General features: G+C 45.3%; 19 protein-coding genes. 4 read left to right on the top strand and 15 right to left on the bottom strand.

Translation table 11 applies throughout. From position 1 onward, the window contains the following. Positions 1-5: 5 nt before the first annotated feature. Entirely contained in the window at positions 6-911 is a 906-nt protein-coding gene (locus F0251_RS16510) for a LysR family transcriptional regulator (RefSeq protein ID WP_171731398.1), read from the bottom strand. A 209-nt stretch (positions 912-1,120) separates the two neighbouring features. Between F0251_RS16510 and F0251_RS16505 the strand changes: the two genes are divergently transcribed. After that, positions 1,121-1,840, top strand: coding sequence for an SDR family oxidoreductase (locus F0251_RS16505; protein WP_008216572.1), 720 nt, complete (start codon positions 1,121-1,123; stop codon positions 1,838-1,840). A 106-nt stretch (positions 1,841-1,946) separates the two neighbouring features. Here the strand turns inward: F0251_RS16505 and F0251_RS16500 are convergent, their stop codons facing one another. Together F0251_RS16500 and ompW are read right to left on the bottom strand one after the other, a co-directional pair. Beyond that, entirely contained in the window at positions 1,947-3,758 is a 1,812-nt protein-coding gene (locus F0251_RS16500; protein WP_171731397.1) for a choice-of-anchor I family protein, read from the bottom strand. Positions 3,759-3,953: 195 nt separating this feature from the next. Then, a complete protein-coding gene (gene ompW / locus F0251_RS16495) occupies positions 3,954-4,595 on the bottom strand; it encodes an outer membrane protein OmpW (protein ID WP_171731396.1) in 642 nt (213 codons plus the stop codon). Between the two features lie 397 nt (positions 4,596-4,992). Between ompW and glgC the strand changes: the two genes are divergently transcribed. Further along, positions 4,993-6,213 carry a glucose-1-phosphate adenylyltransferase gene (gene glgC / locus F0251_RS16490; RefSeq protein WP_171731412.1) on the top strand — a complete coding sequence of 407 codons (1,221 nt, stop codon included), beginning with the start codon at positions 4,993-4,995 and terminating at the stop codon, positions 6,211-6,213. A gap of 108 nt (positions 6,214-6,321) precedes the next feature. Here the strand turns inward: glgC and F0251_RS16485 are convergent, their stop codons facing one another. After that, on the bottom strand, positions 6,322-7,752 hold the full coding sequence (locus F0251_RS16485; protein WP_171731395.1) for a YfcC family protein: 1,431 nt from the start codon (positions 7,750-7,752) through the stop codon (positions 6,322-6,324). Positions 7,753-8,163: 411 nt separating this feature from the next. After that, positions 8,164-8,748: a hypothetical protein gene (locus F0251_RS16480; protein WP_061033842.1), complete on the bottom strand. Its 585-nt coding sequence runs from the start codon at positions 8,746-8,748 to the stop codon at positions 8,164-8,166. A gap of 507 nt (positions 8,749-9,255) precedes the next feature. On the opposite strand from F0251_RS16480, the gene raiA reads away from it, so the two are divergent. Further along, positions 9,256-9,612, top strand: coding sequence for a ribosome-associated translation inhibitor RaiA (raiA, locus tag F0251_RS16475; RefSeq protein ID WP_171731394.1), 357 nt, complete (start codon positions 9,256-9,258; stop codon positions 9,610-9,612). 220 nt (positions 9,613-9,832) lie between these two features. Then, complete coding sequence (locus F0251_RS16470) at positions 9,833-9,988, top strand: DUF3012 domain-containing protein (RefSeq protein ID WP_081090369.1); 156 nt, start codon at positions 9,833-9,835, stop codon at positions 9,986-9,988. Positions 9,989-10,161: 173 nt separating this feature from the next. Here F0251_RS16470 and phnE (F0251_RS16465) read toward each other — a convergent pair whose 3' ends face one another. The 10 genes from phnE (F0251_RS16465) to F0251_RS16420 form a co-directional block, all read right to left on the bottom strand. Continuing rightward, positions 10,162-10,965: a phosphonate ABC transporter, permease protein PhnE gene (gene phnE / locus F0251_RS16465; protein WP_008216584.1), complete on the bottom strand. Its 804-nt coding sequence runs from the start codon at positions 10,963-10,965 to the stop codon at positions 10,162-10,164. Further along, positions 10,965-11,777: a phosphonate ABC transporter, permease protein PhnE gene (gene phnE, locus F0251_RS16460; protein ID WP_171731393.1), complete on the bottom strand. Its 813-nt coding sequence runs from the start codon at positions 11,775-11,777 to the stop codon at positions 10,965-10,967. The genes phnE (F0251_RS16465) and phnE (F0251_RS16460) overlap by 1 nt, the downstream gene beginning before the upstream one ends. Continuing rightward, positions 11,765-12,535 (bottom strand): phosphonate ABC transporter ATP-binding protein, encoded by a 771-nt coding sequence (phnC, locus tag F0251_RS16455; RefSeq protein WP_017631561.1) that lies wholly within the window; start codon positions 12,533-12,535, stop codon positions 11,765-11,767. Before phnC ends, phnE (F0251_RS16460) begins: the two co-directional genes overlap by 13 nt. 121 nt (positions 12,536-12,656) lie before the next feature. After that, positions 12,657-13,697, bottom strand: coding sequence for a phosphate/phosphite/phosphonate ABC transporter substrate-binding protein (gene phnD, locus F0251_RS16450; protein WP_102425933.1), 1,041 nt, complete (start codon positions 13,695-13,697; stop codon positions 12,657-12,659). 255 nt (positions 13,698-13,952) lie between these two features. Next, positions 13,953-15,173, bottom strand: coding sequence for a glycerophosphodiester phosphodiesterase family protein (locus tag F0251_RS16445; protein ID WP_171731392.1), 1,221 nt, complete (start codon positions 15,171-15,173; stop codon positions 13,953-13,955). A 270-nt stretch (positions 15,174-15,443) separates the two neighbouring features. Beyond that, the gene (locus F0251_RS16440) at positions 15,444-16,796 is read right to left on the bottom strand and encodes a sigma-54 dependent transcriptional regulator (RefSeq protein ID WP_171731391.1); all 1,353 of its coding nucleotides are present in this window, start codon (positions 16,794-16,796) and stop codon (positions 15,444-15,446) included. After that, positions 16,793-18,766, bottom strand: coding sequence for an ATP-binding protein (locus tag F0251_RS16435; RefSeq protein ID WP_171731390.1), 1,974 nt, complete (start codon positions 18,764-18,766; stop codon positions 16,793-16,795). The genes F0251_RS16440 and F0251_RS16435 overlap by 4 nt, the downstream gene beginning before the upstream one ends. A 301-nt stretch (positions 18,767-19,067) precedes the next feature. Then, the gene (gene dgcA / locus F0251_RS16430; protein WP_171731389.1) at positions 19,068-20,054 is read right to left on the bottom strand and encodes an N-acetyl-D-Glu racemase DgcA; all 987 of its coding nucleotides are present in this window, start codon (positions 20,052-20,054) and stop codon (positions 19,068-19,070) included. Between the two features lie 57 nt (positions 20,055-20,111). Beyond that, positions 20,112-21,119, bottom strand: coding sequence for an N-acetyltransferase DgcN (gene dgcN / locus F0251_RS16425; protein WP_171731388.1), 1,008 nt, complete (start codon positions 21,117-21,119; stop codon positions 20,112-20,114). Between the two features lie 150 nt (positions 21,120-21,269). Next, complete coding sequence (locus F0251_RS16420) at positions 21,270-22,163, bottom strand: LysR family transcriptional regulator (RefSeq protein ID WP_171731387.1); 894 nt, start codon at positions 22,161-22,163, stop codon at positions 21,270-21,272. Positions 22,164-22,243 lie beyond the last annotated feature (80 nt).

The raw sequence follows: 22,243 nt of genomic DNA, 5'->3' as shown, positions 1-22,243 counted from the left end.
CACGATTAGCTCACTGGCATTTGTTCAAAGCGACTTTTCACAAAATCAATAAAGGTTCTAATCCGGCTTGGTTGATAGCGGTCTCGGTGGTAGATCGCTGAAAAGTCCACTTTAGGCACCACCCAGTCATCAAACACCTGCACTAATTGCCCATCATTCAGCTCTTGTAAGCAATAGATAGTAGGTACACGAATAATCCCGTTACCTGACTTCGCACCTTGTACCAACACTCGACCATTTTTACATTGCAGCCTACCCGTCACATGCACATCGACCGTTTTCTTGGTGTCGTCCAGAGCTTGAAAACTCCATTTACGCACCGAACCGGTTAAGCAGTCGTGATGGATCAACTCTTTAGGGTGGTTAGGCTTTCCTTTGCGAGCAAAATACTCAGGGCTCGCGAGTGTTCCCATCTCTATGTCCAATAGCTTCCTCGCAATAAAGCCCGCATCTTCAAGGCTCCCCATACGAAAAGCGATATCGAAAGCGTCTTCAATCAAGTCGACTCGGTTACTACTGAAATCAAGGCTGATGCTGATATCTGGGTAGAGCTGCATAAACTCATTGACCAAATCCGCGATGATCACTTCCCCCAAATGACCGCCAACACAGTTGACTTTTATGTCGCCGCGTACCTCTTCGACATCATCAACCGCAGCAATCAGCGCTTGGTCTATATTATCTAAGGCTTGTTCACATCTCGTGTACAGATCTTGGCCTGCGTGAGTCAGCCTCAAGGTTCGAGTAGTGCGGATAAACAGCGTTACACCCATCTGCTTTTCTAGGCTACTTACTTGGCGTGATACGTGGGAACGCGACACATCCAACTCCTCCGCCGCTTTGGTGAAATTACCTAAACGAGCGATCAGCACGAAAGAACGAATATCAGACAGGTTAATTTGATTAAGCATAGTCGCCAGCTTACTAATGGAGTTATGAGATAGACGCTTTATTGTTGCACCACAGCAACAGTGTTTCAAGTAAAGCGCTATATATCAACAATTCTATTTTCCTTAATATACCTCCATCGCAACGAAGCAAGACAACAAACACTTGATTCGAATGCACTTAAACAATACGTCGTAGCCAACCGACGCAATTAAAGTACAGAGGAAATAAAATGAAAAAACTAATCGTAATTACAGGTGCAAGCTCTGGTATTGGTGAAGCAATCGCTCGTCGTCTAAGCGATGAAGGTCACCCTCTGCTACTTCTAGCTCGTCGTATTGACCGCCTTGAAGCGCTTAACCTACCAAACTCTCTATCTGTAAAAGTAGACGTAACAGATAAAGCGTCTTTTGATGCGGCAATCGCACAAGGTGAAGAGAAGTTTGGTCCTGTAGATGCTCTTATCAACAATGCTGGTGCAATGCTTCTTGGTCAAATCGATACTCAAGACGCTCAAGAGTGGAAGACAATGTTCGATGTGAACGTAATTGGTCTTCTAAACGGCATGCAGTCTGTACTTGCTCCGATGATGGAACGCAACACAGGTACTATCATCAACATCAGCTCAATTGCGGGTAAGAAAACATTCCCAAGCCACGCTGCTTACTGTGGTACTAAGTTCGCAGTACACGCTATTTCTGAAAACGTTCGTGAAGAAGTTGCCGCTTCAAATGTTCGCGTTACTACTATCGCACCGGGTGCTGTTGAGACTGAACTTCTGTCTCACACTACATCTCAAGAGATCAAAGACGGTTACGATTCTTGGAAAGAAGACATGGGCGGCGTTTTGGCAGCTGACGATATTGCTCGCGCTGTATCATTCGCTTACCAACAACCACAGAACGTATGCATCCGTGAAATCGCTCTAGCACCAACTAAGCAACAGCCATAGGCCTTTGCTATCGCGACTAAATCAGCGATGAACTAAAAAGCGCCACGACTTAACAAGTCGTGGCGCTTTTGTTTTGATTCAATCTAATTGTTAGCAATAAGAGAGATTAGAACTCAACGCGGTAAACTGATGTGCTACCACTTACTTCGTTGCCAACCGCAATAAAGTGGTTACCAGAGCGAGTGAAATACTTGATTGACTCTGGTCCTAGGTCACCCGCTTTCGAGTTGTAAGTATCGTTGTCGCAATCACCGTCTTCATCAACTTTGGTACACACTGGTTGTGTAAAATCTCGGTTGTTCAAGTAGCTTATGAAACTTGCATTTTTAGGCTGTGTTACGTCGTAAACCATGATGCCACCTTGGCGCTCAAGGCCGATAAAGGCATAGTGCTTACCGTTGATCTCAGCCACTTCGATAGCTTCAGGTTCTACCCCTTTATCATCGCTGCGATCGTCACCACTTTGGTTGTTATCATTGGTGCTGTTGAAGTTTGCAGGATCTTGTTCAAGAACGATTCGAGCGAAATCATCACCGCTATCAAACACTAACTCGCCAGACTCATCCCAAATAGAGAAAGAGCGGCTACCGAATGCTTGAACCTTTTGGTCGGCAGCGAGTGTTCCTTGTGGCTTAATCACCTTTAGGCGAGCCAGTTGCTTGTTATCTTTCAACGCTCCAGCCAATGGGTGGTTAGCGTCAACATCTAGCTTCTTGCCACGTACTTCATCAACATAAGCGATACAAAAGTCTTTCTCTGTGGTGTAGTTTTCGGTGCCTTTATAGTCATCGCCATCCCACTCAAAGCCTTTATCGTCACACTCTTTTTGCGTTGTCTTGATGCCATACTCGCGGCCGTCACCTTCGTTCGCCGTCACGATGTAGGTATTGCCATCGACACTGTAGCTAGTGATGCTGTCTGGCATGTAAAGTCCTTCTAACATCGCGTAGTTTTGTAGGTTGCCGATATTTTTGTCTTTATTCGACGCATCCAATTGCGCGCTATCCCAAGGTTTGCCGCCTAAACCAAGAATCGCATCCACCTCTGCCGTTGCGACATCAATCGCTGCTAGTGCGTTGTTCTCTTGCAGAGCAACGTAGAGTTTGCCGTTGTCAGCAAACGTTAGGTATTCAGGCTCTAGGTCTTGAGCGACGGTCGCATCTGGAGCTGAAATTCGAACCTTATCGGTTAATTCCTGGTGACGAGGCTGACCTTGATTAAATGCCTTGAAATCAATCTGAGTGACCTTCGCTTGCATCGGGCCATTCGCTAAATCCACCAATGTCACCGAGCCTTCTGGGTCAATGGTGTAATCCGAGTTCGGCTCACCTTCATTTGCTGAAGCAATGTAACGACCGTCTTTAGAAAAGCTCACCATGTCTGGCAGTGCGCCCGTCGTGTACGTGGTAATTAGTTCTAAAGTATCTGAGCGATACAGAGCAATAATGCCATTTTGTTGTTTGTCGGCGTTTTCAATCGCGACTGCAACTAATCCTTGATGTGTCGAGACACTATTTGCCGCTCCGATATTGATACCAGAAGCTAACGCGGCAGATTGAAGATCAATCGAGCCTTCCGAGTTTGGCGAGCTATCGGCATTCATCGATAGCACGTCAACTTTCTTTGCTTGAGCATTTACGACATACAATTTATCGGTACATGAATCGTAGCTGACAATTTCTGCTGCGGAAGTTGCGAAAGGAGCGCCGGCAATGGAACTGCCAACCAAAGTAAGCCCGGTAACCTTAGCATCGCTTGCAATTGGCTGTTGGCTGGATTGGCATTGGAGGCTCAAAGCATCAAATGAGGTTGGAGAGAGTGCACTAGCCGTAGATGAAGTTGACTGAGAACATCCAGCAAGAGCAGAACTCACTGCGATAGGTAGTAATAAAGTCAGCTTATTGATTTTGCGATTCATATATCCTCCATAATTTGAATCGCGATTTTATGAGGTGGTTATGACAGCTATCTTTCTGTTTTGTTAATAATAGATGACGACAATAGGTCTACTTTACCGATAACAACAAAGCGTTACAGTGACTAATTCATTAACAATAAAAAAAGGCGCACAAGCTGGCTGGTGCTTGAGCGCCTTAGTAAACTGAATCATGGATTAGAAGTTGTAACCACCACCGATCATGAATACCCATGGGTCGATATCAACGTCTGTTGAAAATTGTTGGCCGTTAAGCTTATATTTTGCAGTAGTACCGATATCTGCATACCAAACCGATGCGTTCAGGAACCAATCTTCATTGATCATGTAATCCATACCAATGTTTGCTGCCAAACCCCAAGAGTCATCAAGAGACAGATCGCTTAAACCTAGATCTTTCGCTCCTTGATTTAGTGACTCATCGAAGAATACAGTGTAGTTGATACCAGCACCTACGTAAGGGCGGAAGTCACTGTTTGCTTGGCCAAAGTAATACTGAACCATAAACGTTGGTGGTAGGTGTTTAGTATCAGCAATTTCACCTAGACCAGTTGCAGAAATGTTGTGAGAAAATGGGCTTGCCGCTAGTACTTCAAAGCTGATGTTATCTGTAAACATGTAGCCAAAAGTCAAACCAAGTTGAGTGTTTGAGTCTACAGAAAATTCTGTATTTGGATCATTCAACACAGCGCCGCTGCTGTCATTTGGAGATACTGTTGCTGCACCTGCACGGATGATGAAATCACCTTCTTTATGAGCAAGAACATTCGTCGACATAAGAGCCGTAATAACCGCAATACCACATACTGTTTTTTTCATTATTATTTCCTTGAGGGCTTCATTTTATTGGTGAATGAGTAATCATTTCTTATTTTGCGTGCAAGTTATCACAGAATACCCCTACTTTATTGATGGAAATCAATTTGTGAAAGGTTATGATTATTTGTGTAAATTTATATCGGCCCGATCACTTTATTCCTTCATTTTATTGACAGTTTTGTAATGCGACTTTTCCGTGCATCATTTTGTTAACTCTACCTTTTCACTTTGCTCGGGTCTCTTTGGATCAAAATAGAGCAAGCCAATATCTCGTACGCTTCAATTTGGTGCAGTCCCGAAAAATTCATTGCCACCTTGTTTAATATTCAATGAGTTACATTTGGCTCAGTGCTTGCAGGACCATATGCATAATCATAAATACATTGAGGTTCTGACTATGCAAGACACTCTAACAATCGTTCTGGCCGGCGGTGTTGGCTCTCGGCTTTCTCCCCTAACCGATAACCGCGCAAAGCCTGCGGTGCCTTTTGGTGGCAAATATCGAATCATCGATTTCACGCTCGCGAACTGCCTACACTCCGGGCTTCGCCAAATTCTGGTGCTGACTCAGTACAAGTCTCACTCTTTGCAGAAACACTTACGTGATGGTTGGTCGGTGCTTAACCCCGAGCTCGGCGAATACATCACCAATGTTCCCCCACAAATGCGAACCGGTGATAGCTGGTACAGCGGCACTGCCGATGCGATTTATCAAAACTTGTATTTGCTTTCTCGCAGTGAAGCCAAGCATGTGGTGGTGTTATCCGGTGACCATATCTATCGCATGGACTACGCTCCAATGCTCAAGCAGCACAAAAAGAACGAGGCCGACCTAACTGTGGCGTGCATGGAGGTTTCGATTGACGAAGCCAAAGAGTTTGGTGTGATGGAGATAGATGAGTCCCTACAAATCAATAACTTTACCGAGAAACCACGTTACCCCGCGTGTGTACCCGGTAGACCGACCCGAAGCATGGCTTCAATGGGAATTTACATCTTTGATAAAGAAGTACTGACACAGGCATTATTGGCAGACGCAGAAGATCCAGACTCAAGCCACGATTTCGGTAAAGACATCATTCCCAAGTTAGTCGGCAACAACAGTGTTTACGCGTATAAGTTTGGTGACGAAGAAGGGCGCGTAACCCAAGATGCTTACTGGAGAGATGTGGGTACGATCGACTCTTATTATCAATCGAACATGGATTTGTTAAAGCCAACTTCGCCAATCGATTTGTATCAGCCAGATTGGGCGATTCGCACCTATGAGCCGCAACTACCGCCCGCACGCACCATCGCTTCGATAGAGGGGAATCAAGGGATTTTCATCAACTCGATGATCGCAAATGGCGTAGTGATTGAAGGTGGTTCAGCGCAAAACTCTATCTTTTTCCCCAAGGTAAAAGTCAGCAATGCCGCGATTGTGATTGATAGTATTCTGTTTGAAGATGTTGAGATTGGAAAAAATTGCCACATTCAAAACTGCATTATAGATAAGAACGTGAAAGTACCAGATGGAACCCAAATTGGTCTTGATAGCCTTGCTGACGCCAAGCGTTTCCACATTTCGAAACAGGGTGTCATCGTCGTCCCCTCCTCTTATCAGTTTGAAGAGTGATGCTCTATCTCGGTTAACTTCACCTCGAACGAAAAAGGCAGCGAATTCGCTGCCTTTGTATTTGGTTGGATGTTTTCAAGCAAAGCTATCCGATTAAAAGCCCAAGCCTTAGAATGGACCTAACTCCATCATTTGAGCAATCACGACTGAAATCAGAGCGCCCACCGACCAGAACAAGAATAGCGGTAAGAAGAAACGCACCCACTTACCATAAGGGACTTTCGCAATCGCCAGTACCGCCAGCAAGCCACCGTTGGTTGGATAAATGTAATTCGAGATACCGTCACCCAATTGCGATGCCAACGCCGCAACTTGACGAGTCACTTCACCAATATCTGCCAGTGGAATGATAATTGGCATAGTAATCACCGCTTGACCACTGCCCGACGGGATAAACAGGTTAATCGCGGCTTGTGAGAAGTAGATACCTGCCGCCGCAACAAGCTTAGAGCTGCCTGAAATGATCTGCGCAAGATAGTAGATAATCGAGTCGACAATCTTCGCGTCTTCCATGATGGTCAACACCGAACGCGCAAAGAAGATGATCAACACCGCAACCAATACATCGCTGACACCTTTGGTCCAATATTCACAAATCTTGTTAGGAGACAATCCTGCCACCAAGCCAGGAATGATCGCCATTGCCACAAACGCACCTGCGATCTCAGTAAAGCCAAAGCCCATCGTCAGAGTACCGAAGATCATGTATGCGAACACGCCTAAGAATGCGATACCTGCTAGCTTCTCACGAACCGTCAGAGACTTAGCTTCAACGTTTGATTCGTAGTGGTAACCCGTGCCGTGTAACAAGCCGTTAGTTGGATCTTGTTTTACTTTTCTTGCGTAATTCAACACATACCAAGCACCGGTCAGCAGCATAAACATGCCGACAATAAAGCGATACCACATGCCTGAATACAAAGGCAGCTCAGCGATAGTATGTGCAATCCCCGTGAAAAATGGGTTCGCCAACGCCGCAGCAAAACCCGCACAACTTGCCAGTAGCACAACACCTAACGCTGTGATCGCATCGTATCCAAGCTTGATACAGATCGGAATCATCAACGAGATGAAAATAACATCCAATTCACGCATACCAGTGAAGGTTACGTTGAAGAAGATCGCCGTCATGATCACTGGTGCGATCACATACAAGCCTTGCTTTTTAAGCTTAGTGGTAAGCGCGACGACCGAAGCGTCTAGCAGACCCATGTGTTTGATGATACCGAAAGCACCACCAACAAACACCACAACACCCATCACGCCAGAAGCGGATTTGAAGCCTTTAAAAAATGATTCGAAAAAAGAGGCTAATGTTGTTGGGTTGCTTGCCAATAGTGTATAGCTGTCTGGGTCGATCACCGTGCGGCCATTCATAACCACTCGTTCAAACTCGCCTGCAGGGATAAAGTAGGTTGCGATTGCTGCAACGATTACCATGATGACCAAAGAAAGAAATGGATGGTTTACTTCTTTCTCTGTCGAAGCTGTATTACCAGCTGGAGATGTAGGTACGGATGTAGATACCGTAGACGTCATATAGACTCCTTACTTGTCAGCAACCAAGCAATACTTGGCGCCAGGGGGATTTTTGGAAAAACGAAACCCTTCACGCAGAACATAGTTCGCGCTAACTAGGCTGTTTCTAAAAGGCCTTTGATAGATGGCGCTCTCAAATGTACATAGTGAAGTAGTGAGAACTACTCTCTTTGCGTCCGAGCAAAATGCAGATGTTCGGCCAAGTCAGGCCAAACTGAATGAGGTCATTACAAGCAGATAAACAGAAAAAGACTGTTTGGGTAATGCGTTTTTTATCAATTACAAAGACAAGCGGCGCATACTAGCATAACGAGCAGTAAAACGTCAGAAAAGTGTGAGTTAAGTCATGTTTTGGTGGGGGGTATAAAAAGCGCCCTGCAAACCAGAGCGCTTTTCGGAAATGGAATAAAACTACTTAGGTGCTAGCTCGTAGTTCTCTTGCATCTCATGAGGGGCAATACCGTACTCATAATCCGCTAAGTAACCGTCCTTATAAACCTTCATCCCTTTTTCATCCCAACTCACTTTAATCACGGCTGTTTTGCCATCTTCGCTGCCCATTAGTTCAAGCATTTCAGCATCAATCTTAATCGCTTTGATGGTTTTAATTCGCTTAAACGGCTTGAACTCAGTGGTCGACGTTGGCAGTGAACCATAGCTACTGATCCACGTCTCTTTTGGTACCAACCATTGGTTGAAAACATCATCAACAATCGCCTTAGGCATGCTTGCAATAACTACATCATCCGTCATCACGTTGTTGGTTTCTAAGCTGTAACCACCCTTTCCGTCAGAAACGTAGGTCGGGAATTCAGTGCCTATTTCAGATTCAGCAGGCAAACGGCCTAGCGTCACAGACTTTTTAACGTACAGCTCTGCAGTTTCAAATTGCTGCATGATTTCTGGAATTTTCTGAAACTCAACAGGCGCAGCAAAAGCATTAAAAGCGAAAGAAAGTGAAGCTGCAACAGCAGCCAATTTAACAGGCATTTTCATGGTAACGGATCCAAATTTAACGACGGTGTTATGGTATCCCGTACTAACAGGTATCTCAATAAACTACCGCAGTCCTTGATGGTAATTGTGATATTGAGTGACGAATGCATAAATAGTTAGTGCGTTACTCAGATCTGTCGGAGTTTTGAAGCAAGTTTCAATATGGAGTGGGCTGTTGAGTGTCTATAAATTAGAGTCTAGTGGTAACTTATTTATCAAAAACGAAAGAAGTTAGCCAAGTGACAAGTTCGGAATTATAAAGCCGATGAAGAGATATTCACTAGAGTGACGCTCATAATTAGAGCAAATCATCAAGGATGGAGTATTTTTGAACATGTCTCGAAAACACGAAACATAATATGCGATCAGTTATTCGGACTTTCAAGGGAGTAAGTAGAGATTATTTGATAACACTGAAGTCAATCACACATGTGTACTTTCTCTATTGGTTAATCTATCCGATGTTTGCTACGTTTAAATGACACAGTCATTGGAAAGGTATGATTTATGAAAATAAACGTTCAAACACATCACGTATCAATTAACGACGACTCACGTAAAGACATCGAAGGTAAGTTCGAAAAGATATCTAACCATTTTCCATCACTGATCAGCTGCGACATCATCATTACCAAAGAACATGGTCAACATCAGGTTGAAGTGTTCACCAACTACGAAGGTGTGAGTGTAAACGCAAAAGCGACAGATGACGTAATGTACCCAGCTATTTCTTCAGCAATCAAGAAGCTAGAAGCAGGCCTAAGTAACCGTAAGGGACAATTAAAAGCAGACCTACACGAGAAACCAACAAGTACCAAGCCAGAGATTGCTTCGGACATCATCCAAGAGATGAAACTGGTATAACTCCTCAAGTAGTCAAAGCTTACCGATAAAAGAAGCTTATTAAGAATTTCAAAGCCAGCACATGTTGCTGGCTTTTTCGATCTTGAGACTCCGTCATCCCTTCTCGTTACCAAATCGCGACTTCAGCTCAAATCTATATCGCCGGCCCCTGATAGCTATGACAATCATCAGTAGTATTTGATAGAGTTATCCGAAATCTAGCCCAAACGGAATATTTGTTATGAAGAAAGTCACGTTGATCCTTTTCCTAGCCACTCAATTAATGGCTTGTACAGAAGTTGGCAGTGAAGCTTGGTGTGAAGATATGAAAGAGAAACCAAAAGGTGACTGGACGGCGAATGAAGCGGGTGATTTTGCTAAACACTGTATTTTCTAAGCGCTCGCTCTCCGTTAAATACAGTTTGATACAGAACACACCGCATAAAATAACGACCGCTAGGTAGACCGAATTACCTAGGGTCGTTTGAGCTTTAAAATGCTAGATAGGCAAGCTCTCAACTTTCACACGAAACACATGTCATAAAAAACATAGTGAACACAACACACCGATTAAATCAGTTTGTTACGGATGTGGATAACCACCGCTTCTGCAACGATAACCACCGCAAAAATACTCACTAATACCATCGAAACTTTTTGCCATTCAAAAAGGTTTTGCGCATCGTTAAGCACCACGCCAATACCACCAGCGCCCACCAAACCCAATACCGCAGATTCACGAACGTTGATGTCCCAACGGAATAACACGATTGAGTAGAACGCTGGCATCACTTGTGGCCAATACCCTTTCAACAAGATACTCATCCACGAAGCACCCGTTGCGCGTAAGGCTTCAATAGGCCCCATGTTCACTTCGGCAATGGCTTCCGCTAACAGCTTCCCTACAAAGCCGATACTACGAATTGCAATTGCCATGATGCCGGCGAGAACACCGGGGCCAAACAGTGCGATAAACAGTAATGCCCATACCAGTGAGTTCACCGAACGTGAAGACACAAGGAAAAATTGAGCAAACCAGTTCAACGCCTTATTGGGAGTAATGTTTGGTGCATTCAACAACGCTAAAGGAATCGCGAACACCAAAGTAAACAGCGTACCCAAGGTCGCGATGTGCAACGTTTCAATCATCGCGGCATGGATCGTTTGTGGGTAAAAAGCGTAATCCATTGGCACCATACGCTGAAACATATCAGCGAACTGAGCAGGCGCGTCATAAAGAAATTCAGGAATCACTTCCACCGTCTGCCAAGACCAAACAATGGCACACACTAGGCTAAGGTAAACGGCGAATCGAGCCACACGTTCATTAGGTGTAAAACGCTGCCACTCTCTATCGATAGATGCAGTTGTCATTAGAAGATTCTCCTAACAATGTTGGAAAGGAATTCACCGACAAGAATCAGTGCGATAATGGTGAGCAAGATAGCGGCAACGAAGTCATAATCGAAACGTTGGAATGCAGAGAAAAGTGTTCCGCCAAGGCCGCCTGCCCCCACAATGCCCACCATAGTCGAATTACGCAGATTAGAATCCAACTGATAGCTTGCAAAGCCAATAAATCGCGTGAAAACCTGCGGCATCACGGCATACAGAATGACACTTACAAAGCTAGCGCCAGTCGCTTTAATTGCTTCAACCGGTTTAAAAGAGATCTCTTCAATCGCTTCAGCGAAAAGCTTAGCGATGAAGCCTATCGACGCAAACACTAAGGTCAAGATGCCAGCTAGCGCCCCAAAGCCCACCGCTTTTACAAATAAGATGGCGATGATCACTGGATGAAAAGAGCGACATAAGGCGATAAAAGCACGGACCGGCGTTGAGACGATCGCTGGCATCATATTTCTTGCAGCAAGTAGACCAAGGAATAATGAAATCACAATGCCAAAGAAGCTCGAAATAATCGCAATCTGCAAGCTCTCTGCGAGACCACTCAATAGCAAACTGGTACGTGAAAAGTCAGGCGGGAACATTCGAGATAGTAATCGTTCACTTTCACCAAAGCCGATGATCAAACGCTCAAACGTCAGCCCCAAAGTCGAAAAGCTATAGAACAAATAAGCGATAACACCGGCGATGATCGCACGGTTCGTCCACGACGCTTTAAACGGGTTTTCACGGTTAGCTTGCGAAAGACTTGGCGACGAACTTGGGTTTAATCCAACCATGACTCACCTCCGTAGATGATTTTCAGATCTTCCTCTGAGATGCCTTCTGGGCTGCCATCGTAATGCACCTTGCCATTACACATACCAATGATACGTTTGGCATAACGCTTGGCTAAGTTCACATCGTGGATATTCACCAACACCGGGATGTTTTTCTGTTCGGCAAAGGTTTCCATCAACTCCATGATCTCAACCGCGGTTTTCGGGTCAAGTGATGAGGTTGGTTCATCAGCAAGAAGGATATAAGGGTCTTGCATTACTGCACGAGCAATACCAACACGCTGCCTTTGACCGCCAGATAAGCTGTCGGCACGTTGGTTTGCAAAATCTTGCAGACCAACAAATTCCAGTAACTCAAACGCTTTTGCTAAGTCTTGTGCTGAGTAGTTACGGCGCCACGCATTCCAAGCGGTCATGTAACCTAAACGCCCACTCAACACGTTTTCGATAACCGTTAAACGCTCTACCAAGTTGTACTCTTGAAAGACCATGCCGATATGACGGCGCTGTTTACGAAGTGCTTGGCCTTTTAGTTGAGTCAGGTCGGCACCATCAAAAATGATCTCCCCTTGGCTAGGGTCATTAAGACGGTTAATACAACGTAGAAGCGTGCTTTTACCGGTACCTGACGGTCCGATAATCGCGATGATACCAGGCTCGTCGATATCAATATTAATGCCTTTAAGGATTGGCTTGCCTGCCACATATTCATGAAATAGGTTGTTGATCTTTATTCCGTCATAGCTTGCTACGGCCATACTGCATTTCCTTGTGCGAATTTTAGAATGATCTATGCCCTACCCGCGAGGGCATAGATACTGGTACCAATCGTAGTAAGTAACTGGTATTGGTTGAGGTAAGTGTTCTGAAAACTAAGGGTTAGCCGTTGTTTGCTTGTTTCGCTAACTCAGCGGCTTTTTTCTTTGCGCGTTTAGCAGCGTCTTTTTCAGCCAGCTTTTTCAAACCTGCTTTGGTGTAAGCCGTGCCTGTCGCATGAGCGATATCACGAATTACGCCCCACTCTTCCTTATAGCTGATTGGCGAGAAACGGTCTGCACCTTTGAATGATGCACTCATCTCCGGTGTGAAGCGGTAGCTGAAGAAGGCTTCGTTGATCTTCTCAACTAGCTCTGGTTTTAGGTTGTAAGCGTAACCGAAAGCAGACGTTGGGAATCGTGGGCTGCGGTAGATGATCTTAAGCTCAGAATCATCAACACGACCTGCTGCTACCATACGATCGTACACGTCAGATGCCACAGGTGCTGCATCATAGTCTCCATTGAAGACACCTAGGATAGATTGGTCGTGTTTACCTGAGTACAGCACTTTGTAGTCTTCATCTGGCACTAACCCTTTAGCTGGGAATAACGCACGAGGAGCTAGGTTGCCAGAGTTTGATGATGCAGAAGTGTGTGCAACCTTTTTACCTTTAAGATCAGCCATGGTGTTGATGCCACTGTCTTTGCGCACAATGGTGATCAGATTGTAACCTTGGAAACCAGACTCATCGCCTTTCACTGCAATTGGAACGTAACCCGCTAGGTTAACCGCGTAACCAGTTGGCCCCGTAGAGAAACCAGCAACGTGCAAACGACCAGAACGCATCGCTTCTACTTGTGCAGAGTTCGAGTGCACCGTATAGTAGATCACTCGCTTACCTGTGATTTTACTTAGGTGAGCTTGGAAGTCGGCAAACGCATCTTTGTATAGCGCTGGGTCTTCTACTGGTGTGTAGGTAAACACAAGCGTACTTGGGTCATTCCACTCGTCTGGATTCTTTGGTGAATCTGCCACCAAATCTTGGTTTTCATCACAGTATCGATCGTCTAACACACCACGGCTAGAGCAGTCGCTTGCCATAGCCATTGAAGGAAGTAGTAATGAGCTAGCGATTAACAGTCCTTTAACACTGATTTTCATATTCAAACCTTACTTTTACTTATTGTTGAAAGTCGCCTTCACTATTGCAGCCTTTATGCCATGTTTTTATTTATTTAAATTCAACAACTTACTAAAAAACTCAAATTCAACAATCTATTTTGAGTCATTCATGTCCACCCCAAAAGCTTACATTTGGGTCATTTATGTCCCATCAATTTTAACGGTAAAAAAAGAGCCCGAAGGCTCTTTGGTTCACTGCTTTTTCTTTTATTATTCTTCAATAATCCAGATAACTTAGGCGTCGCTGTCCATGCAGTTTGCGTAGTAAGTTACCGTTGCAGGCCAGTCACTGAACACGCCCATCACACCTACATCTTGTGCCAACACATCGAGCATTTTCATCATGTCGCCATCATTGTTGATGCCATCTTTCACGCTCTTGTAGTACCAACCGCCGCCTTGCGCTAGTGGGCCTGAACGCTCCAGAGTCCATGCGATAATCTCGAGGTCTGCATCTTTAGCGAGTTTGGCGTAGTTAGACGCAACCAGTTCATTGTTCTCATCTAAATCAACCAGAGCAAACAGGGGTGGCGCGATGATGTTTACACCCGCATCGTGCAGCTCTTTCATGTTCTCAACAGAAGCGACAAAGTCCGCTTGCTCGTAAACACGGTCATCAAGATAAACGGCTTGTTTACCGAATTTTGGTGCTGCTTTGATCCAGTACTTCACATCATCTAGGTTGAACGATTGCAAGTAAGTCTCTGAAGGTGCAAAGCCCGCATCTTTTAGTTCATCCACCAGCTTTTGCGCGTACATCTCTTGGCTGAAGCCATTGAAAGGCATCTCAACCGCTGCCGATTTCAATTCAGGTGTCACCTTCACACCGTGTTCTTTAAACAGCGCCGCACTTTCTGCGTGTGTCATCAACGTCCCGCTCTGGCTGTATAGATCCGTTCGCCAACCCGGAGTGCCGTTCATGTACTCTTCGACTGTGGTTGCTTTCGGGTTCGCCCCATTCATTTTTCCTTTTAACGTCTTAAACTCCGCCAGCGTGAAATCGGAAGTACGACACTCAACCTGAGCATCTTCGCCTGTCGCAGGGTTCGCCGGTTTAAATGGAACTGAACACTTCTTAGCAAGCTCTGGGTGAGCCAATACATCGGTTGTGGTGTGCAGGTCACTTTGAGAATGTCGACACACCAATTCCTTATCTTTAGTGAAAGTAACATCACACTCTACGACACCGGCTCCCATCTGAATCGCCGCTAAGTAAGATTCTTTAGTGTGCTCGGGAAACTGCATTGCAGCTCCACGATGCCCAATAGAAAAATCACTACGATGAAAAGGCCCTTCGCTACAGCTGAGCAGCTTGGTTTTCAAAGGGCTCTCGTCCATATTGTTGACTAAAAAGAGGGGACGAGGTCCTAGGTTTGCTGACTCTGTCGCCGCCCATGCTGTCATTGAGCTAACGCCGAGTATCAGAGCAATCGAACCTTTCAGTATTTGCTTCATGTTTGTATCTCCTTGCAACAAGCAATTATTTTTCTAATTTCCTTAATCCGGCCATTTCTACTTTCTGTGAGATGACCTCATTTGGGCTGATGCCACAATGTTGGGGTTGCACGCTTTGTGCCAAATGTTAAAACTCTTTTATTACAATCACTTGAAAAGGTTAGTCATTCGACTAAATGATAAATGGGTCATTGTTGTCTTGTGCTTTTTCTTCCGCTTTGTCTTTTGGTTTATGTTTGCTCTTTGCTCCTCAAGAACCAAGTTAATGAGTTAGGCTTTAAAGCTCTCTTTATCCAACTGGTGTTTCTTCATTTTTCGATAAAGCGTTTTTCGGGGCAGATTCAGCTTGCTTGATACCTCATTGATATTGCCTGCGCTCTCTATCAAGGCTTCGGTTAATACATTTCTCTCGTACTGCTCCATCTGCTTTTCAAAGGCGAAATCTTCCCCAGTCGATTCACAAATTGGCGATTGCAGATCAAAGCCATCGCCGACAATACCGAGTACAAATCGGTCGGCAACATTACGTAACTCACGCACGTTTCCGGGCCATTCATGTCGGCACAACTGTTGTATCTGTTCTGGATAAATCGTCGAAGGACGCGTCTTGTATTTGTGGCTTGCTTGAATCACAAAGTGACGGAACAACACCTGAATGTCCTCTTTGCGTTGGCGCAGTGCCGGAAGATTTAAGCTGGCAATATTTAAGCGATAGAAGAGATCGGCTCTAAATTCACCGGATTCACTGAGGCTTGCGAGGTCAGCTTTACTGGCAGCGACGACTACAATATCGACAGGTATCAATTCATTGCCACCAACACGCTCGATCACTCGTTCTTGAATCACACGTAGCAACTTAATCTGCACTGCAATCGGCATGCTTTCAATTTCATCAAGGAAAAGAGTGCCACCATTGGCTTGTTCTATTTTGCCGATGCGTTTCTTATTGGCGCTGGTAAACGAGCCCGCTTCATGACCAAACAGCTCACTCTCAATAATGCTCTCTGTCATGCCACCACAGTTTATTGCGACAAACGGCTTTGCCTTACGACGACTAAATTGATGCAAGGCGCGAGCAATTACCTCTTTGCCTGTGCCTGTCTCACCATTAATGATGGTGTCGACGCCAGTATGAGATAGAGCAAGCACTTGCTTACGTATGGTGTCCATCGCTTTGGATTGCCCGATAACCACAGATTCAATCGGTAGTTCTGTATCCTGTTCGTCGTCTAACGTTGCAGGGCTGTTGTGCTGACACTGTGCCAACGCCAAGTCGAGCTTTTCTACCAACTCACTGGCATTGAGGGGCTTTTCCAGAAAATCGAACGCACCCAACTTCATCGCCTCTATCGCCATCGGAATATCACCATGCCCGCTCATCAGTAATACCGGAACATTGGCTGCGCGATGTTGGATTGAGCTCAACAACGTAAGCCCGTCGACTTGTGGCATTCGCACATCACACAACACCACCGACTGACTATTTGCTTTGAGGGATTTTAGGCCAAGGTTTGGGTCGGTAAAGCTCGTGACACGGAAACCCTCGAGTTCCAACATTTCACTCACGGCTTCAACAACGTCGGTTTCATCGTCGATAAGAACTATATGTTTTTCTGAAGTCATGAGTTTGTGCCTTTTGGTAGAGTGACGATAAAGGTGGTGCCTTGGTGTTCAATCGATTCGACGTGAATCGAGCCGCCAAAGTCTTTAATTATGTTGTATGCGATAGACAAACCGAGCCCGAGCCCCTTACCGGTTGTCTTACGGGTATAAAATGGGTCGAACAGATAAGGAATGTCCTCTTCGGGTATTCCTAATCCATTGTCCTTAACTGCAATTTGAATAGTGTTCGGATACTCTTGAGTGGAGATGCTGAGCTGGGGCCGCTCCCTGTGTTCAACGGCATCCAACGCATTGCTGATTAAATTCACCAGCACCTGCTCTAAGCGAATGCTGTTGGCTCGCACCATTTGATCGCTTTGTAGGAAATACTGAATTGACACCCTACTCTGCCGAGTTTCAAAGAGGTCGATCGCATCGCCAATCACCTTATCCACCTCGACGTTATCAATTTTGCCGTCACTCTTGCGTGAGAAGGCTTTCAAGTGACGTGTAATCGCAGCCACTTTGTCTAATAAGATCTCGATCTTTTTCAGGTTCTCTTCTGCTCTGTCTGGCCTTTGCTTACCTAACCATAATTGAGCACTTCGAACGTGACTGTTTACTGCGGTCAGAGGTTGATTGATCTCGTGAGTAATGCCGACACTTAACTGCCCCAACGCGGCCAGTTTTCCAGCTTGAATGAGCTCATCCTGAGTAACACGCAGCTTGGCCTCGGCTAAGGTACGTTCTTCCACCTCTGCCTCCAATTTACGGTTGGTTTGCTTGACGACTTTGGCGGTGGTTTGAAATACCTTTAAGTACTTAGCCATTTGCGTCACTTCGTCTTTGCCACGAATCGCGACTTCGGTATCTAAATGGCCCGTAGAAATCGCGAACATGTTGTCTTTAAGCTGTAATAGCCTTTCCAAAATACTCTTGCGCACATAGAACCATGAGATAGCCGCGGCAGCTAACACACTAAAAAGGGAGAGAAAAAGTGACAAACGTTGGTTCGATTGCAAAGAGTGTTGCGCCTGCTGAATCGACTGATCAATATTGCGGTTCACTTGGCTAGTGTTACGTTCGATTTGTACCGTTAACTGATTCAAATGCTCACGGCTGTTTTGTAAGAAATATTGCTCTTGATAGAGATGGTCGAGCGCTTTGTTTTTCAGCCCATACAAGCTGCTATCACTTGAGGCTAGGTTGTAAATCACGGTAAGTTGATTGTCCAATGTTGGAAAATCACTTCTTAGATCGCCACTTACCCATAGCTGCCACCATTCTTCTCCAACCTGCTCAAGTCGTAAACTGGTGTAATCCAGCTCATTAAAACTGGCGTCGTTATACAGTTTTTCTACCAAGCCTAATTGGTAGTACAGCAGGGACTTTAATTGCGTGAATTGAACCTGCTCTTTGGCTGAATCAGGCAAGCTATCGAGTGAATCACTGGCTTGCTGCAATAGCGGGTAAAAGCCTTCGAGTAGATTTCGAAGTTCTTGGTTGAGCTGTTCAGATTCAATCTCACTTTGGTACAACAGACTGAGGCTATTGTTAACTTGAGCAATAAGATCTTTAAAATAGGAGTGATAATCCGGAAATTGCACCATAACGCTATTCATAACTGAAATAGCATCTTCAATTTTAAGCATCGCTTGTTTACGCTCTAAATTGGATTCCGCATCACTGAGTTGAGATGAGGTTGTGATAATGACACGCACCATGTCATTTAAGCGAGCTGCGTTATCTAAAGCGGGGATTTCACTCTCTTTTAGCTCAACAAGGCGTTGATTTAGGTTATCAAAGGTGAAACTGGAGACTACCGAGAGGAAGATGGTAGTCATCGATAACATGGCTAACGCCAGCACCAAACGTAGCTCTATGCCTTTCCAGCCAAACCACTTACGACGCGGAATCTTTATCGGAAATGGACGTTCAAAACGGTCCTTGTTGTCTATCACCTCTGAGACACGACTACTCACTCGCCCCACCTTCTTCTCATCAAAAACCAACAGTAAAGGTCAATGATTCAATCAGTTAGGTGGTTAGCCCGACTTAAAGCCACTTCAAATAGTTTTAGTGAAACTATGAAAACAAGAGTAATCATTAACATTTCACATAAAACACCATAACAATTATTTTATAAACCCCAGACTGTCTGTTTTGAGAGAGAAGAAGGTGACTTCACCGACAGAAACGTGATTACTCTATCAATATAAAAAAAATCGCATAAGCTTTCACCTATGCGATTTCATCAATATCACGTCAATTTAATAGCCGAGACTCAACGAGTTAAAGAATGATCATCCCATCTCGATAAGTCAGTGCTGGCGACACGTCTTGACCAAGTAATACAGGGCCGTCGAGGTCGACAATTTCAGATTGCACAGCGATTGGCAGCGCTGCACGCATTGCCAATGAAGTGCCAAGCATACAGCCCGACATAAGAGTGAAGCCAAGCCTTTGCGCTTCTTCGGCAAGGGCTAACGCTTCTGTCAGACCACCGGTTTTATCAAGCTTGATGTTGACCATTTCATACTTGCCCAATAGCGACGAAAGCTGCGACGTGGTGTGGCAGCTTTCATCAGCACACAGTGGGATAGGATGCTTGATGTGTGCCAACGAGGCATCATGCTGCTGTGGTAGCGGCTGTTCTATCATCGCGATATCAAACTCAGCCAACTGATTGAACAGCTCTTCGAGATTCAATCCAGTCCAAGCTTCATTAGCATCCAGTACAATTTTAACCCCAGGAGCCGCTTCTCGGACAGCGCGCACACGCTCTACTACTTGCTCACCATCAAGCTTCACTTTTAGAAGTTTCGCACCGTTCGCCACATAATCTCGAGCTTGTGTTGCCATCGCTTCTGGTGTGCCAATCGAAACTGTCATTGCGGTAACAATCTGCTTAGGTAACTCGAACAAGCTATTCGGAAAGATCTGGTCGTTCTGCTGCGATTGATAATCCCAAAGCGCACAATCGATAGCATTACGTGCAGCCCCTCCAGTCAATAAAGATTGGAGATGATCTCGTAATTCTTCAGGATCGGTCATACCACGCTCAAAAGCCGTTTCAAGAGAGCTAGCAGCTTGTTGAATTTGCGCCAACACTGACTCGGATGACTCACCATAACGTGGATAAGGCGTGCACTCGCCTTGCGCTTGTTTACCATTATGTTCGATGTAGACGCGAACAACATGACACTCTGTTCGGCTGCCTCGAGAGATGCGAAAAGGCGTTTGCATCGCGATAGTAATTGGTTCTGCTGTAATCTTCATAATTTCACTCGGTTGATGTTCGCTTTAACAAATGGAAACGTAGAAATGATGAAATCGTTAAAGTGAATGTCGCAAATGATCAGTAATGTGTTGTACACCAAATCGCACCGGATCCGTCACTGGTACTCGATAAAGTGTGGTCCATTCTTGGCACAATGTCTCAGCCTCTTCAATGCTAATCGCAGATGTGTTCAGGCAGATACCCACTAGCTTCACGTCTGGATTTGTTAATTTCGCGGCTTGTAAATTTGCATCAATAGTTTGTTCTATTGTCGGCAATTTGGCATGCGGAAGGTTACGAATATGTGGGCGCCCTACTTCATGACATAGCACTAAAGCATCAGCTTGCGCACCATGCAATAAACCCAAACTCACGCCTGCAAAAGAAGGGTTAAATAAAGAGCCCTGCCCTTCAATGATGTCCCATTGATGGTCGGTAAATTCAGGGCTGATCGCTTCAACCGCGCCAGAAATGAAATCCGCAACCACTGCATCAATCGAAATACCGCTGCCTTCAATCAAGATGCCAGTCTGCCCTGTCGCTTTGAATTGAGCAGATATTCCCGCTTCTTTAAGCGATTTTTCTATCGCCAATGCAGAAAACATCTTGCCTACCGAGCAATCGGTTCCGACAGTGAGCAGACGCTTGCCTTGGCGAAGCTTGCCATTACCCACGTTGAGGACACCATCAAAATGGCGCACATCATGAAGCTTAGTCAATCCTCGCTGCTGCATGTCAGCAAGCGGTGAAAATTCACTCAAGCGCTGGTGCATGCCCGATGCAATCTCAAATCCCATTTCTGCAGCAGCTAGTATCGTAGGTTGCCATGAGTCAGGGATCACGCCGCCTGGATTGGCTGTACCAATAACTAGCGTTTTCGCTCCCTGCGCTTGTGCCTCTTGCAAGGTCATATCCGTCAAACCAAGAGAAACTGTCTCTTCTGTTAAACGTAATTGGCCGAGGCAGATTTCAGGGCGCCATTGGTGAATACCACGAGCGGTTTTTGCGGCCAATGGGTCAGTAACATCCCCAAGAAAAAGAAGGTAAGGTTGAGCGATAGACATGAGCGTTCCTAATTATTAAGTCCTTGTATGGACTTACTTTAATTAAGAAGCTGAGCCCTGCCGAATACCAATTCATGGCGTGCCTATAACGTGATGTTATAGGTTGTAAACTGAGCGAAAAATATGGTGATAGGTAAAGTTAATCGTTCCCTAACAAGAACCCTTCAGCGCTGTAATGAACTGCTTGGCAACAATCGACTGCGGCGTGTGCTCGGCATACAAAGTCGATACTGAGAATGGAATCTCAGGCTGCAGTGACAACACACAAACAGCATCCTCATTTTGGTACTGTTCCGCCGTCCACGGATCGACAATCGCAAAACCTGCTTGGTGCTTAACCAGCTCCGCCGCAGCGCTGTATCCACGTACGGATATGGGGTGGTGATAATGCTCATCGCGTGTAATCAAGCTTTGATGGAGCAGCAAGCCCAGTGGATCACGACTATCAAGCCCGATGATTGGTAACGGATAATTGATTAAGTCATCAAGGGTTAACTCTGTCGGTAGATGCTCTACAGTGTTAGATGGGACTAGAACTTGGAGAGATTTGGTTAATAACGTTTCTGACAATATCGCAGGCGGTGCTTCGTCGCCAAATGCGATAGCAATATCAAGCTCATGCTTTAATAGCCCAGCACATAGTTCGTCACGGTTGGCAGTCAGCAATTCAAAAGAAAGCTCTTGTTTACTGGAATATTGCTCACGAGACATTTGGGCGACTACCGGAGTCAGCAATTTGGTCGCTAGAATCGGTGGCGCACCAATACGTAAATGCTGATGGCCTTGCTTCACTTTGTTAGTCAAAGAACGGAATTGCCCCAGTTGTTGGTAGACCTTCTCCGCTTCTGGTAACAAGGTTTTCGCTTCAACCGTTGGTACCAATCGACCTTTGACACGCTCGAACAAGCCAAACCCCAACTGCTGCTCGGTGTGCGCCAAAATACGTGTCACATTAGGCTGGGACACATGCAAGCTACGTGCAGCCCCAGATACGGTTCCGGTCTGCATAATGGCGTAAAAGACTTCCAGTTGTCTTAGGTTCAAATTGATGTCCTTATGATTCTCGAGCGCAATTAAGCCACTAGGCTAACATATACATTATTATTAAAGGCTGACATAAACGA

Source organism: Vibrio sp. 070316B, from assembly GCF_013114115.1.
Classification (GTDB): domain Bacteria; phylum Pseudomonadota; class Gammaproteobacteria; order Enterobacterales; family Vibrionaceae; genus Vibrio; species Vibrio chagasii_B.
Note: the sequence above shows the minus strand (reverse complement) of the source record. Positions and strands in the feature narration are given on the sequence as shown.